The 13,600-nt window shown below is 69.6% G+C and carries 11 protein-coding genes; all 11 read right to left on the bottom strand.

The window, feature by feature from the left end:
* Positions 1-102 precede the first annotated feature (102 nt).
* The 11 genes from ACWC1K_RS23220 to thrB all read right to left on the bottom strand — a co-directional run bounded on the left by ACWC1K_RS23220 (position 103) and on the right by thrB (position 13,477).
* Positions 103-1,425, bottom strand: coding sequence for an MraY family glycosyltransferase (locus ACWC1K_RS23220; protein ID WP_450833874.1), 1,323 nt, complete (start codon positions 1,423-1,425; stop codon positions 103-105).
* Between the two features lie 150 nt (positions 1,426-1,575).
* Positions 1,576-2,814 (bottom strand): serine hydroxymethyltransferase, encoded by a 1,239-nt coding sequence (locus tag ACWC1K_RS23215; RefSeq protein WP_450833873.1) that lies wholly within the window; start codon positions 2,812-2,814, stop codon positions 1,576-1,578.
* Between the two features lie 121 nt (positions 2,815-2,935).
* Complete coding sequence (locus tag ACWC1K_RS23210; protein WP_450833872.1) at positions 2,936-3,613, bottom strand: arsenate reductase/protein-tyrosine-phosphatase family protein; 678 nt, start codon at positions 3,611-3,613, stop codon at positions 2,936-2,938.
* On the bottom strand, positions 3,610-4,257 hold the full coding sequence (locus tag ACWC1K_RS23205; RefSeq protein WP_450833871.1) for an L-threonylcarbamoyladenylate synthase: 648 nt from the start codon (positions 4,255-4,257) through the stop codon (positions 3,610-3,612). Before ACWC1K_RS23205 ends, ACWC1K_RS23210 begins: the two co-directional genes overlap by 4 nt.
* A 61-nt stretch (positions 4,258-4,318) precedes the next feature.
* On the bottom strand, positions 4,319-5,164 hold the full coding sequence (gene prmC / locus ACWC1K_RS23200; protein ID WP_030928668.1) for a peptide chain release factor N(5)-glutamine methyltransferase: 846 nt from the start codon (positions 5,162-5,164) through the stop codon (positions 4,319-4,321).
* 39 nt (positions 5,165-5,203) lie between these two features.
* On the bottom strand, positions 5,204-6,280 hold the full coding sequence (gene prfA, locus ACWC1K_RS23195; protein ID WP_450833870.1) for a peptide chain release factor 1: 1,077 nt from the start codon (positions 6,278-6,280) through the stop codon (positions 5,204-5,206).
* A 107-nt stretch (positions 6,281-6,387) separates the two neighbouring features.
* Complete coding sequence (gene rpmE / locus ACWC1K_RS23190; protein ID WP_019753312.1) at positions 6,388-6,612, bottom strand: 50S ribosomal protein L31; 225 nt, start codon at positions 6,610-6,612, stop codon at positions 6,388-6,390.
* 172 nt (positions 6,613-6,784) lie between these two features.
* Complete coding sequence (locus ACWC1K_RS23185) at positions 6,785-7,924, bottom strand: LCP family protein (RefSeq protein WP_450833868.1); 1,140 nt, start codon at positions 7,922-7,924, stop codon at positions 6,785-6,787.
* Positions 7,925-8,128: 204 nt separating this feature from the next.
* A complete protein-coding gene (locus ACWC1K_RS23180; RefSeq protein ID WP_450833867.1) occupies positions 8,129-9,931 on the bottom strand; it encodes a trypsin-like serine protease in 1,803 nt (600 codons plus the stop codon).
* A gap of 165 nt (positions 9,932-10,096) precedes the next feature.
* A complete protein-coding gene (gene rho / locus ACWC1K_RS23175; protein WP_450833865.1) occupies positions 10,097-12,136 on the bottom strand; it encodes a transcription termination factor Rho in 2,040 nt (679 codons plus the stop codon).
* 411 nt (positions 12,137-12,547) lie between these two features.
* Positions 12,548-13,477: a homoserine kinase gene (gene thrB, locus ACWC1K_RS23170; RefSeq protein ID WP_450833864.1), complete on the bottom strand. Its 930-nt coding sequence runs from the start codon at positions 13,475-13,477 to the stop codon at positions 12,548-12,550.
* Between the last annotated feature and the right edge of the window lie 123 nt (positions 13,478-13,600).

Below are 13,600 nucleotides of genomic sequence, written 5' to 3'. Positions count from 1 at the left end.
CAGTGCGCGTCTGTGCAGAAACAGAACCGGCTTGTCTGGTATTGGGAGACTTTGCTCCCCCACGAGTTGGCAATGCTCTAGTCAGATTCTTACCTTGCCCGGTCAACGCGGGGTACCGGCCTTGCGCCGGTCCAGGAAACGCGGCCGCGCGCCGAGGGCGGTCGCACCGTTGACCCCTGCCACACCGGCCACGGCCGGTGGGCGCTGTTCCTCTTCGACCGCGGCCGCGTGCGCGGGAGTCGAGGCCGATTCGGCGACGGCCCTGCGGCGGCGGTAGCGCGGCGGCACGAAGTGCTCGGCCCAGCGCGGGGCGCGTGGGGTGAAGCGCGGCAGCAGGAGGAGCAGCAGACCGATGGCGCACAGGACCACGATGCCCAGCACGATCCACATGGAGGCCGAGTTGACCGAGTAGGCGAGGGCGCCGAAGGCGATCAGCGCCGACCAGAAGTACATGATCAGGACGGCCCTGCTGTGCGAGTGCCCGATCTCCAGCAGCCGGTGGTGCAGATGCCCGCGGTCCGCGGCGAAGGGCGACTGACCGCGCCAGGTGCGGCGCACGATGGCCAGCACCAGGTCGGCGGCGGGGATCGCGATGATCGTCAGCGGCAGCAGCAGGGGGATGTAGACCGGCACCATCTGGTGCACCGCCTGGCGCTGGGACCCGCCGAACAGGCTGTCCGGGTCGACCTGCCCCGTGATGGAGATCGCGCCCGCGGCCAGCACCAGCCCGATCAGCATCGAGCCCGAGTCGCCCATGAAGATGCGCGCCGGGTGCATGTTGTGCGGCAGGAAGCCGAGGCACATGCCCATCAGAATGGCCGCGAACAGCGTCGCGGGGGCGGCGGCCTCGATGCCGTACGAGTACCAGATGCGGTAGGCGTACATGAAGAACGCGGCGGCGGCGATGCACACCATGCCGGAGGCGAGACCGTCGAGGCCGTCGACGAAGTTGACCGCGTTGATGGTGATGACGACCAGCGCCACCGTCAGCAGGGTGCCCTGCCACTGGGTCAGCGCGACGGTGCCCACGCTCGGGATCGGCAGCCACAGGATCGTCAGACCCTGCATGACCATGACGCCGGCGGCGATCATCTGGCCGCCCAGCTTGATCAGGGCGTCGATCTCGAACTTGTCGTCCAGGACGCCGATGAGCCAGATGAGCGCCGCTCCGGAGAGCAGCGCCCGCGGTTCGTTGGACTTCTCGAAGACCTCGTTGAGGTTGGTGAGATGGTCCGCGACCAGCAGGCCCGCGCACAGGCCGAAGAACATGGCGATCCCGCCGAGGCGCGGAGTGGGCTCCCGGTGCACGTCACGGGCCCTGATCTCCGGCATGGCTCCGGCCACGATCGCGAACTTCCGTACCGGCCCTGTCAGCAGATACGTCACCGCGGCCGTGATGCAGAGCGTCAGCAGGTATTCACGCACAGGCTTCCCCACAGGTCTCGCTGGCCATCTCAGCCCCACACCCTAGCGACGCACGCATATGAATGGGGACTGCCGGGTAGCGACGATGGTTGCACGCGTGCCTGTGCACGCAGGCTGCACCCAGTGGTACGCAGGTGCGTCTACCCCCGCTCAGCCGGTGTACGGCTGAAATCTACCGGTGAGCTCGCGCACCTGATCACGCGCCTTCTGGCTCTCGGTCCCGCCCCGCAGCACATCCGCGAGCAGCGAGGCGATCGAGGCCATTTCCTCCTCTCCCATCCCCTGGGTGGTCACGGCCGCCGTGCCGAGCCGCAGGCCACGGGCGTCCCCGTGCGGCAGCGCACAGCAGTCCAGGACGATTCCGGCCGCGGCGAGGCGGCCGCGCGCGGTGCGTCCGTCGACGCCGAGGGGCGCCGGGTCGGCGGTGATCAGATGGGTGTCCGTGCCGCCCGTGGTGACCACCAGGCCCTCCGCGGCCAGCAGCGCCGCCAGTGTCCGGGCATTGGCGACCACCTGATGGGCGTACAAGCTGAACGCCGGTGTTGCCGCCTCGCCGAACGCGACGGCCTTGGCGGCGATGGTGTGCATCTGCGCGCCGCCCTGGGTGAAGGGGAAGACGGCCCGGTCGACCCGTTCGGCGAGTTCGGCGCCGCACAGGATCATCCCGCCGCGCGGCCCGCGCAGCACCTTGTGCGTGGTCGCGCAGACCACATCGGCGTACGGCACCGGGCTGGGCGCCGCTCCCCCGGCGATGAGTCCCATGGGATGGGCGGCGTCGGCGATGAGATAGGCACCGATCTCGTCGGCGATCTCGCGGAAGAGGGCGTAGTCGATGTGCCGGGGGTAGGCGATGGAGCCGCACACGATCGCCTTGGGGCGGTGCGTACGGGCGAGGGTGCGCACCTGGTCGTAGTCGATGAGCCCGGTCTCGGCGTCGACGCCGTAGCCGACGAAGTCGAACCAGCGGCCGGAGAAGTTGGCGGGCGAGCCGTGCGTGAGATGGCCGCCGTACGGAAGGCCGAGGGCGAGGACGGTGTCGCCGGGCCGCAGGAGTGCCGCGTACGCGGCGAGGACGGCCGAAGACCCGGAGTGCGACTGCACGTTGGCGTGCTCGGCGCCGAACAGGGCCTTCGCGCGGTCCACGGCGAGGCGCTCGGCGACGTCGACGATCTCGCAGCCGCCGTGGTGGCGGGCGCCCGGGTACCCCTCGGCGTACTTGTTGGCCAGCGGCGAGCCCAACGCGGCCAGCACCGCGGGCGAGGAGAAGTTCTCGGCGGCGATGAGCTGCAGCGTCGTCGACTGCCGGTCGCGCTCACCGAGCAGGATCTCGGCCAGCTCGGGGTCCTGCCGGCGCAGGACATCGGCCTCGAGGGTGTGAGTGACCGGCATGATGGGCTCCGGGGGCGTCGACGGTGACGTACGACCAATGTAGGCCCGGTACGGGTGAGGTGCTCGGTTGTTACGCCTTCGCAGGTACCCCGGTGAGTGATGTGACACGACGCGTCCGGCGTCAAGCGCGCGCGGGCACCCCTGTCAGCGCCGTCACCACCGGATCCAGCGCCTGGTGTATCTCCTCACCGATGGACCGGAAGAAGGACAGCGGCGCCCCGTACGGGTCGTACACCTCGTCCGCCTCGGCGGTCGGGGCCAGGAGCCACCCGCGTAGAGCCGCCGCAGCCCGCACCAGGGCACGCGCGCGCGCCACCACGCCGTCCTCCAGGGGCGGCAGCGTCGCGGGGTCTATCGCCTTCACCAGGCGGGTGAACTCCTTCAGGGTGAAGGTGCGCAGGCCCGCCGAGTGACCCATGGAGATGACCTGGGCGCGGTGGTCGCGGGTCGCCGTCAGGACGAGGTCGGCCATGATGACGTGCTCGTCGAGGAGTTCACGGCCCATGAAGCCGGAGGCGTCCGCGCCGAAGTCCGCGAGGACCGCCTCCGCGTTGGCCTCCATCGGCGCGCCCTCGTGGCCCCAGGTGCCCGCGCTCTCCACGATCAGCCCGCCCCACAGGGGGTCGCCGAGCCGGGCCGCCAGGGCATGGCGGGTCAGCCGCTCGGTGATCGGCGAGCGGCACACATTGCCGGTGCTGACGTGGAGGATGCGGAAGTTGGTCATGGGGACGCCGTGTTCGAACAGGTTCCCCGTCTCTTCCCCGTTGCCTATGCCACGCCCCGCGTCAGGGGCCGTCAATTCGCCACCTCGAGGTCGGGTACGACCTTCCGCAGCTCGTCCGGCGAGATCGCGCCCTCGCGCAGCAGCACCGGCACCGTGCCGGTGACGTCGACGATGGAGGACGGGACGTTGCCGGGGGTCGGGCCGCCGTCCAGGTAGACGGAGACCGAGTCACCGAGCATCTCCTGCGCGGCGTCGCAGTCCTCGGGGGCGGGGTGGCCGGTCAGGTTCGCCGAGGACACGGCCATGGGGCCGACCTCGGTCAGCAGTTCGATGGCGACCGGGTGCAGCGGCATCCGGATGGCGACCGTGCCCCGGGTGTCCCCCAGGTCCCACTGCAGGGACGGCTGGTGCTTGGCGACGAGGGTGAGCGCGCCCGGCCAGAAGGCGTCGACGAGCTCCCAGGCCGGCTCGGAGAAGTCGGTGACGAGACCGTGGAGCGTGTTCGGAGACCCGATCAGCACGGGGGTGGGCATGGTGCGGCCCCGGCCCTTGGCCTCCAGCAGGTCGGCGACCGCCTCCGAGGAGAACGCGTCCGCGCCGATGCCGTACACCGTGTCGGTCGGGAGGACCACGAGCTCGCCACGGCGAACGGCGGACGCGGCTTCGCGCAGACCGGTCGTGCGGTCCGTCGCGTCGTTGGTGTCGTATCGCCGAGCCATCTCTAGCGGGCCTCCTCGTACACGAAGTACACGTACATCGGGAAGTGGGTCGTCGGGGCGGTCACGGCAGTGCCTTGCGGGCCGTCGCGAACCGGGGGCGGTTGTTGAGGTCCGGGTGGTCGGCCGCGTCGGCCCAGCCCCGCTCCTCCGTGAAGATCCACGGCACCTGGCCGCCCTGGGTGTCGGCGTGCTCGATGACGACGACACCGCCCGGGCGCAGGAGCCGGTGCGCGGTCCGTTCCAGACCGCGGATGAGATCGAGGCCGTCCTCCCCCGAGAACAGGGCGAGTTCGGGATCGTAGTCCCGCGCCTCGGGAGCGACGTACTCCCATTCGGTCAGCGGGATGTACGGCGGGTTGGAGATGACCAGGTCGACCTGGCCGTCGAGGTCCGGGAAGGCGTCGAGGGCGTTGCCCTGGCGCAGGTCGACGCGCGAACCCTCGACGTTCTTGCGGGTCCACTGGAGCGCTTCCTCGGACAGCTCCACGGCGTGCACACGCGAGCGCGGCACCTCCTGGGCGAGGGCGAGCGCGATGGCGCCGGAGCCGGTGCACAGGTCGACGATGCAGGGCTCCACGACGTCCATGGCGCGTACGGCGTCTATGGCCCATCCGACCACGGACTCGGTCTCGGGCCGCGGCACGAACACGCCCGGCCCCACCTGGAGTTCGAGGTAGCGGAAGTAGGCCCGCCCGGTGATGTGCTGCAGCGGCTCGCGCTGCTCACGCCGGGCGATGACCTCCCAGTAGCGGGCGTCGAAGTCCGAGTCCTTCACGGAGTGCAGTTGGCTGCGCTTCACGCCGTGCACGAACGCGGCGAGCTCCTCCGCGTCGGTGCGCGGCGAGGGCACGCCGGCGTCGGCCAGCCGCTGGGTGGCCTGTGCCACCTCTGCGAGCAGCAGGTTCACGCATTCCTCCGTGTCGTACTGGGTGGTGCGCAGGTGCCTTTATGCAGCCGCCAGCTTCGCCGCCGAATCCGCGTCGACGCAGGCCTGGATCACCGCGTCGAGGTCGCCGTCCAGGACCTGGTCCAGGTTGTAGGCCTTGAAGCCGACGCGGTGGTCCGAGATGCGGTTCTCCGGGAAGTTGTACGTGCGGATCTTCTCGGAGCGGTCGACGGTGCGGACCTGGCTGCGGCGGGCGTCGGCGGCTTCCTTCTCCGCTTCCTCCTGCGCCGCTGCGAGCAGCCTGGAGCGCAGGATACGCATCGCCTGCTCCTTGTTCTGCAGCTGGCTCTTCTCGTTCTGGCAGGAGGCGACGACTCCGGTCGGAATGTGCGTGATGCGCACCGCGGAGTCGGTGGTGTTGACGGACTGGCCGCCGGGTCCCGAGGAGCGGTAGACGTCGATGCGGAGGTCGTTCGGGTTGATCTCGACGTCGACCTCCTCGGCCTCGGGCGTGACCAGGACACCGGCCGCGGAGGTGTGGATACGGCCCTGGGACTCGGTGGCCGGCACGCGCTGCACGCGGTGCACGCCGCCCTCGTACTTCAGCCGGGCCCACACGCCCTGCCCGGGCTCGGTGGCGCCCTGGCCGCCCTTGGTCTTCACGGCGACCTGGACGTCCTTGTAGCCGCCCAGCTCGGACTCGGTGGCGTCGATGATCTCGGTCTTCCAGCCGACGCGCTCGGCGTACCGGAGGTACATGCGCAGCAGGTCGCCGGCGAAGAGCGCGGACTCGTCGCCGCCCGCGCCGGCCTTGATCTCGAGGATCACGTCCTTGTCGTCGGACGGGTCCCGGGGCACGAGCAGCAGGCGCAGCTTCTCCGTCAGCTCCTCGCGCTGCTTCTCCAGCTCCTTGACCTCGGCGGCGAAGTCCGGGTCGGCGGCGGCGAATTCCTTCGCCGTCTCGATGTCGTCGCCGGTCTGCTTCCAGGAGCGGTACGTGGCGACGATCGGGGTGAGCTCCGCATAGCGCTTGTTCAGCTTGCGCGCGTTGGCCTGGTCGGCGTGGACCGACGGGTCGGCGAGCTTCTTCTCCAGGTCGGCGTGCTCACCGACGAGTTCCTCGACGGCCTCGAACATCTTGGGCTCCTGTACTGCGTGGAAGAAGGGGGAAGGCGGGCGACCAAAAACGCCGGTCCCGGCACGCCTGAGAAGGGCGCGGCCGTGGACCGGCGAATGGGAGCCAGCTACTTCTTGGAGCCGGCAGCAGCCTTGCCGAAGCGGGCCTCGAAGCGGGCCACACGGCCACCGGTGTCGAGGATCTTCTGCTTGCCCGTGTAGAACGGGTGGCACTCGGAGCAGACCTCGGCGCGGATGGTGCCGCTGGAGATCGTGCTACGGGTGGTGAACGACGCGCCACAGGTGCAGCTGACCTGCGTCTCGACGTACTCGGGGTGGATGTCGCGCTTCAAGGTGTCTCCTAGTTTCGGGAGGGCGCCGGGTCGCTTCCGCGGGGTGCGGTCGCGTGAACCGGGGCCGACGTACCAGTCTGCCAGGACTGGGGCCATCCCCCAAAACCGGGGGTTCGGGTCGTGTATTCCCGTGCGGGCCAGTGGGGGTTGATCGCGCAGTTCCCCGCGCCCCTCAAGGGGCGCTCACCACACCCTTTGCTTCGCCACTTGCCGTTCCCTCAGTCGCCGACTTCGGGATCGTGCGGTCGTTCTTGAGAGCGTCCCAGACCTGTTGGGCCTTGACCTTCTCCACGATCACGCGGTTCGGGTTCGACGGGTCGTACTGGACCGGCATCGTGATCATGTGCATGTTGCTGGAGCCGATGCTCTTCAGGCCGTTGGCGAAGCCCATGAGGGAGTTGACCGAGCCGAGGTCGGAGTCGGTCGTCACGGCCTTGGTGGCGGTGTCGGCGAGGTCGTAGAGCTTCTTCGGGCTGGTGAAGATGCCGACGTGCTTGACCTGCTCGACCAGGGCCTTGATGAAGGCCTGCTGGAGCTGGATACGGCCGAGGTCGGAGCCGTCGCCGACGCCGTGCCGGGTGCGGACCAGGCCGAGGGCCTGCTCGCCGTCGAGCGTGTGCGTGCCGGCCTTGAGGTTCAGATGGCTCTGGGAGTCCTTGATGTTCTTGGTCGTGGTGACCGGGACGCCGCCGAGCTCGTCGATGAGCTTCTCGAAGCCGCTGAAGTCGACCTCGAGGTAGTGGTCCATGCGCAGCCCGGTGATCGACTCCACGGTCTTCACGGCGCAGGCGGCGCCGCCGGTGGAGTACGCGGTGTTGAACATGGCGCCGGTCGCGGCGGGATGCGTCCTGCCGTTCGTGTCGGTGCACTCGGGGCGGTCGATGAGGGTGTCGCGGGGCATGGAGACCACACTGGCCTTCTTGTGGCCCTTGTAGACGTGCACGACCATCGCCGTGTCGGAGCGGGCGCTGCCGTCGTCGGTGCCGCCGCCGAGCTTCTTGTTGCTGCCCGAGCGGCTGTCCGAACCGAGGACCAGGATGTTCTCGGAGCCGTTGTCGACCTTGGTCGGCCGGTCCGTGCCCAGGGCCGAGTCGATGTCGACGCTCTTGATGTTGCCGTTGAGCTTGAAGTACAGGTATCCGGCTCCGGTGCCGCCCAGCACGACGATGCCCGCGGCGGTCCACGCCGCGATCAGCAGGCCTTTGTGGCGCGTGCTGCGGGGCTTGCGGCGGCGGCCCTTGGCGCGGCCGCGCGTGCCGTTGGTGCCGGGCTCCCCCGGTATCCCGGGTTCCGGCGTGCTCTCGGCGGACATGTGCTCCTCGTTCTCGTCCGGTCGGTTACCCCCTGCGTTCAGGGACAGGCCTGTCGAAACGGCGCTTACCGCACCATCGTCGCTCCGTCGGGTCAGACGGAGGAACTCGGGAAAGGGTTGCACAACGCTCTGTGCCCAACCCGCGGAGGATTGGGCACAGAGCGTCACTGCCTGTTTATGGCGGTACCAGGCTCACCAGCGGTTTCAGCCGAAGATGTCGTACTGCTTGTAGTCGCTGCCGACGGAGATCCTTGTGGCAAAGATCTCCGTCGTGGCCTTGCCGGTGCCCTTGTAGAGATAGAGCGTGCCGCCCGAGGTACGGGCCAGGAAGTCGGCCTTGCCGTCGCCGCTCACGTCCCCGACGGCCGCGAAGGCGTTGTATCCGGTCCAGGCGCTGCGCACCTTGACACGGGCCGAGAAGGCACCCGTGCCGGACTTGCCGGTGCCCTTGTACAGGTACAGGTCGCCGGTGCTGCTCTTGCGGGCGAGCAGGTCGGCCTTGCCGTCACCGTTGAAGTCGCCGTGTCCGCGCAGCATGTTGTACTGGTTCCAGCCCGTGCCCACGGACACGCGCGCCCCGAAGGAGCCGTTGCCCTTGCCGGGGTAGATCCACAGCGTGCCGCCGGAGTCGACCGAGAGCAGGTCGGGCAGGTAGTCACCGGTGACGTCGCCGGGCGTGATGATCCGCAGGCGGGTCTTCCAGTCGCTGTACAGCTTCGACTTGGCCCAGGAGTCGCTGGCGGGCACGTAGTGCGTCCAGTAGACGTCGCCGGTGGAGCTCTGCCGGACCACGAAGTCCTGGTAGCCGTCCCGGTTGAGGTCGGTCTGCAGCACGACGTTGAGGCCCGAGAAGCTGCCCAGGTTCACGACCGGGGAGAACGCGCTGCCCTTGGAGTCCGCCTCGTAGCCCGTGCCGTCGGAGGCACGGCGCAGGAACAGGTCGGCCTTGCCGTCCGTGTAGCTGAGGTTGGTGTCGGCGACGTTCGCGTAGGCGGCACCGATGTAGGTGCTGACCTTGGAGAAGACGCTGTAGTAGCCCTTCTCCACGCAGTCCGCGACGCCCCATGAAACGACGCCCACGATGCGGTTGTTGACGATCAGCGGACCGCCGGAGTCGCCGTTGCAGGCGGCCTTGGTACCGGTGTCGCTGCCGCTCTGCGTGCCTGCGCAGATCATGTGGCCCGCGATGTACTCGCTGCCGTACACGCCCGAGCAGGTGCTGTCGGCGTGAATGGTCAGGGAGACCGACTTCAGCGTGTCGGAGATGTCCTGGCTCTGGGAGCTGGTGCGTCCCCAGCCGTAGAGCGTGGCGCTGGTGCCGCCCGCGTAGGAGGCCGTGTCGCCCGAGGTCGTCATCCTGATCGGGGTGGCCGTGATCGGCGAGGCCAGGGTGAGGACGGCGATGTCGTTGTTGATCGTCGACGGGCTGTACGACGGGTGGTTCCACTGCCTGAGCGGGAGCGAGACGGTGCCGCCGTGCAGGTCGGTGTTGCCGGAGCTGTCCGTGGTCGGCAGCTGCGAGGTGCCGGTCAGGACGGCGCCGTAGGCCTTCCAGTTGTAGCTGGTGCCGTTCTCGTCCTTGACGCAGTGCGCGGCGGTGAGGATCTTCGTCGGCGAGACGACCGTGCCGCCGCAGAAGAAGCCCAGGTCGTCGCTGGTGTCGGTGGTGCCCTGGTCGTCGTAGTACCAGAGCTGCGCCATCCAGGGCGCCGAGGTGATGGCGGTGTCGGTGCCGCCGATGACGTACGGGCTCACGGTGGAGCCGGACGAGGTGGAGTCGGTGGTGCTCGCGCTGAACGACGACTTCGGGGCCGTCTTCCCCGCGGTGCCGCCGGTGGCGAGCGCACCGGCGATCCGCTTGGTCAGCTGTGCCGTCGAGACGGACTTGGTGGCGGGCTTGGTGGCCGGCGCCGGCACGGAGGTGGCGGCATTCGCCGAGGAACTCAGCAGCGCGGCGGCGACGGCCGCGGCAACGCCTGCGGCGGCGACGGGCAGGGCAAGACGCATCCGACGTCTGTGACGACCGCTGCCGGACATGGGTGTGGACAAGGGTGTTTCCCCCTGGGGACACAAGTGACAGGAGGGGCGCAAGAGTGCACCCCTTCCTCTCAGCGCCAAAAGGCCGCCCCCCGTCACTGCTGTGACGGGGGGCGGCCTTTTGGTGTCGAGCTGTCAGTCGCCGTTCCCAGGCGTGGGAGTCGTCTTCTGAATCTGCATCAGGAACTCGACGTTCGACTTCGTCTGCTTCATCTTGTCCAGCAGCAGCTCGATGGCCTGCTGCTGGTCGAGCGCGTGCAGCACCCGCCGCAGCTTCCAGACGACCGCCAGCTCCTCGTTGCCGAGCAGGATCTCTTCCTTACGGGTGCCGGACGCGTCCACGTCCACCGCCGGGAAGATGCGCTTGTCGGCCAGCTTCCGGTCCAGCTTGAGCTCCATGTTGCCGGTGCCCTTGAACTCCTCGAAGATCACCTCGTCCATGCGGGACCCGGTGTCCACCAGGGCGGTGGCGAGGATGGTCAGCGAACCGCCGTCCTCGATGTTGCGCGCCGCACCGAAGAAGCGCTTCGGCGGGTACAGCGCGGTCGAGTCGACACCACCGGACAGGATGCGGCCGGAGGCGGGCGCGGCGAGGTTGTAGGCACGGCCCAGACGGGTGATGGAGTCGAGCAGCACGACCACGTCGTGACCCAGCTCCACCAGGCGCTTGGCGCGCTCGATGGCGAGCTCGGCGACCGTGGTGTGGTCCTCGGCCGGGCGGTCGAAGGTCGAGGAGATGACCTCGCCCTTGACCGACCGCTGCATGTCGGTGACCTCTTCCGGACGCTCGTCGACCAGGACGACCATCAGGTGGCACTCGGGGTTGTTGTGCGTGATCGCGTTGGCGATCGCCTGCATGATCATGGTCTTACCGGTCTTCGGCGGGGCCACGATCAGACCGCGCTGGCCCTTACCGATCGGCGACACGAGGTCGATGATCCGGGTGGTGAGGACACCGGGGTCCGTCTCCAGGCGGAGGCGGTCCTGCGGGTAGAGCGGGGTGAGCTTGTTGAACTCCGGGCGGCCACGGCCGTGTTCGGGCGCCATGCCGTTGACGGAGTCGAGACGCACCAGCGCGTTGAACTTCTCGCGCCGCTCGCCTTCCTTGGGCTGACGGACCGCGCCGGTCACGTGGTCGCCCTTGCGCAGGCCGTTCTTGCGGACCTGGGCGAGGGAGACGTACACGTCGTTGGGGCCCGGCAGGTAGCCCGACGTACGGATGAAGGCGTAGTTGTCCAGGATGTCGAGGATGCCCGCGACCGGGATCAGGACGTCGTCCTCGCCGATCTGCGGCTCGCTGCTGCCCATCTCGTCACGGCCACGACGGCCACGGCGGTCCCGGTAACGGCCCCGACGGCCGCGGCGGCCGCCCTCGAAGTCGTCGTCGTCCTGCGGGCCGTTGTCACGCTGCTGGCGGTCCTGGCGGGCGCCGCCCTGCTGGCGGTCCCCCCGGTCCTGACGGTCCTGACGGTCCTGGCGCTGCTGGCCACCGCCCTGGCCGCCCTGCTGCTCGTCGCCCTTGTTGCCGCGGCCCGAGCGGTCACGGCCTCCGCGGTCACGGTCCCGGCGGTCACGGCGGCCCTGACGGCCCTCGCCGTCACCGGCGTCGCCCTGCGCCTGCGGGGCGGGCGTCTCGGCCTTCGGCTCGCTCTTCGCCTCGGCGGCGACCGTCTCGGGGCTGCCCGCCTCGGCGGTGGCGCGACGACGGCGGCGCTCGACGGGAGCGTCCTCTCCCCCGCGCTCGGCTTCGCTCGCGCGGGAGGGGCCCCCAGCCGGCTGGCCGGGGATCTCGATCTGCTGCTGGGCCACGGCCTTCTCGGCCGAGGCGGCCGCCTTCTTCTCGGCGGCGGGAGCGGCGTCCTCGCCCGTACGAGCCTTGGAGGTGGCGCGGCGCTTGGGCTTGGTCTCGGCGGCGGCCTCGGCCTTCGCCGGGGCACCGCCACCCGCCTGCGCCTCCTTGATGACCTCGATCAGCTGGCTCTTGCGCATGCGCGCGGTGCCCCTGATGCCGAGGCCGGATGCGACCTGCTGCAGCTCGGCCAGCACCATGCCCTCGAGGCCGGTACCGCGGCGCCGCCGGGAGCCTGCACCGGTGGCAGGCGCGGAGGCGTCCGTGGCGGGCGCGGCAGCGGTCTCCTCGACACGTGCGCCCATCAGATCGGTGGTGTCGCTCACGAAGGGTCCTTCCCTGGAGCGGACGTCGGCCTGTCTGGCTCGGCGACCGGTTGTGCTTCCGGCTTCGGTCCTTGCTGTGTGGACCGTGCCGGGGCGGTGGTCCGCCAAAGGTGGCGGAGGCAATATCTGGGATGGCGCTTCCCAAAGCCGTGGCACCGAGTGTCGGTGTCACGTGGCTTGGTCGCACCGATTCCGGAGCGTGCCCGGCAAGTCGCTCAGTGCCCGCGTACGAGGTACTGCCCGCGTACGTCGTACGGAACACAGTGCGGCTTGGGAGGCTCCCGGAAGAATGTCTGTCCCGGACGGGGACACGAAGCACCTCGCCATGGTGGGGTCGGGTGCAGACTTGAGATTAACACTACCGGATCCAACAAACATTCCCCCTCTCGAAATCCGGCAACCGCAGGCTTTTTAATCAACACCCTGGGTGGCGAGCGGCAGCACGCTCGCTCCCTGGGCATCGAGTTCGAGCCGGTTCGCGGCCCAGCCTTCGCCTGCCAGATGGGCGACCTTGTCGGCGCTGTCGGCGTCGGCCAGCGCCAGCACGGTGGGTCCCGCACCCGAGATGACTGCCGGGACTCCGTCGGCCCGCAGCCGCTCCACCAGCGCGGCGCTCTCCGGCATGGCGGGAGCGCGGTATTCCTGGTGGAGGCGGTCCTCGGTGGCGGGCAGCAGCAGCTCGGGGCGCCTGGTGAGGGCCTCGACGAGCAGGGCGGCACGGCCCGCGTTGGTGGCGGCGTCGACGTGCGGCACGGTGCGCGGGAGCAGGCCGCGCGCGGTCTCGGTGAGGACCGGCTTTCCGGGCACGAAAACCACCGGAACGATGGAATCGGCGGCATCCATCCTGATGGCGCGGGCGGCGCCCGCCTCCATCCAGGAGAGGGTGAAGCCGCCGAGCAGACAGGCCGCCACGTTGTCGGGGTGGCCCTCGATCTCGGTCGCGAGCTCGAGCAGGGCCGTGTCGTCCAGCTTCGACTCCCCGCCTATGGTCACGGCCCGCGCGGCGACGATGCCCGCGCAGATGGCGGCAGAGGAGGATCCCAGGCCACGGCCGTGCGGGATGCGGTTGGCGCAGACGATCTCGAGGCCGCGCGGCTGCCCGCCGAGCAGGTCGAAGGCGGTGCGCAGGGAGCGTACGAGAAGGTGTTTCTCGTCACGCGGCAGCGTCTCGCTGCCCTCGCCCGCGATGTCGATGTGCAGCCCGGAGTCGGCCACCCTGACGACGACGTCGTCGTAGAGCCCCAGCGACAGACCGAAGGCGTCGAAGCCCGGGCCGAGGTTGGCGCTGGTGGCGGGGACGCGCACCCTTACGGCGGCGGCGCGGAAGGCGGGACCGGCCATCTCTCGATGACTCTCCTTGAGCTGCGTGATGGTCGAAAACATTCGATACGACATCGGCTACGTACGGGGAGACCCTCAGGCCGCAGAGACGGCGCGGCACCGTCCAGACGCTCCACGGGTGGA

This window comes from Streptomyces sp. NPDC001492 (assembly GCF_053597275.1).
Note: the sequence above shows the minus strand (reverse complement) of the source record. Positions and strands in the feature narration are given on the sequence as shown.

What these genes read in the sequence shown, in the direction of transcription:
- ACWC1K_RS23215 (WP_450833873.1), bottom strand. Translation starts at nt 2,814, where the DNA reads ATGCCGGTCACTCACACCCTCGAGGCCGATGTCCTGCGCCGGCAGGAC.
- ACWC1K_RS23205 (WP_450833871.1), bottom strand. Translation starts at nt 4,257, where the DNA reads ATGGCTCGGCGATACGACACCAACGACGCGACGGACCGCACGACCGGT.
- ACWC1K_RS23180 (WP_450833867.1), bottom strand. Translation starts at nt 9,931, where the DNA reads ATGCGTCTTGCCCTGCCCGTCGCCGCCGCAGGCGTTGCCGCGGCCGTC.
- prfA (WP_450833870.1), bottom strand. Translation starts at nt 6,280, where the DNA reads ATGTTCGAGGCCGTCGAGGAACTCGTCGGTGAGCACGCCGACCTGGAG.
- thrB (WP_450833864.1), bottom strand. Translation starts at nt 13,477, where the DNA reads ATGGCCGGTCCCGCCTTCCGCGCCGCCGCCGTAAGGGTGCGCGTCCCC.
- ACWC1K_RS23185 (WP_450833868.1), bottom strand. Translation starts at nt 7,924, where the DNA reads ATGTCCGCCGAGAGCACGCCGGAACCCGGGATACCGGGGGAGCCCGGC.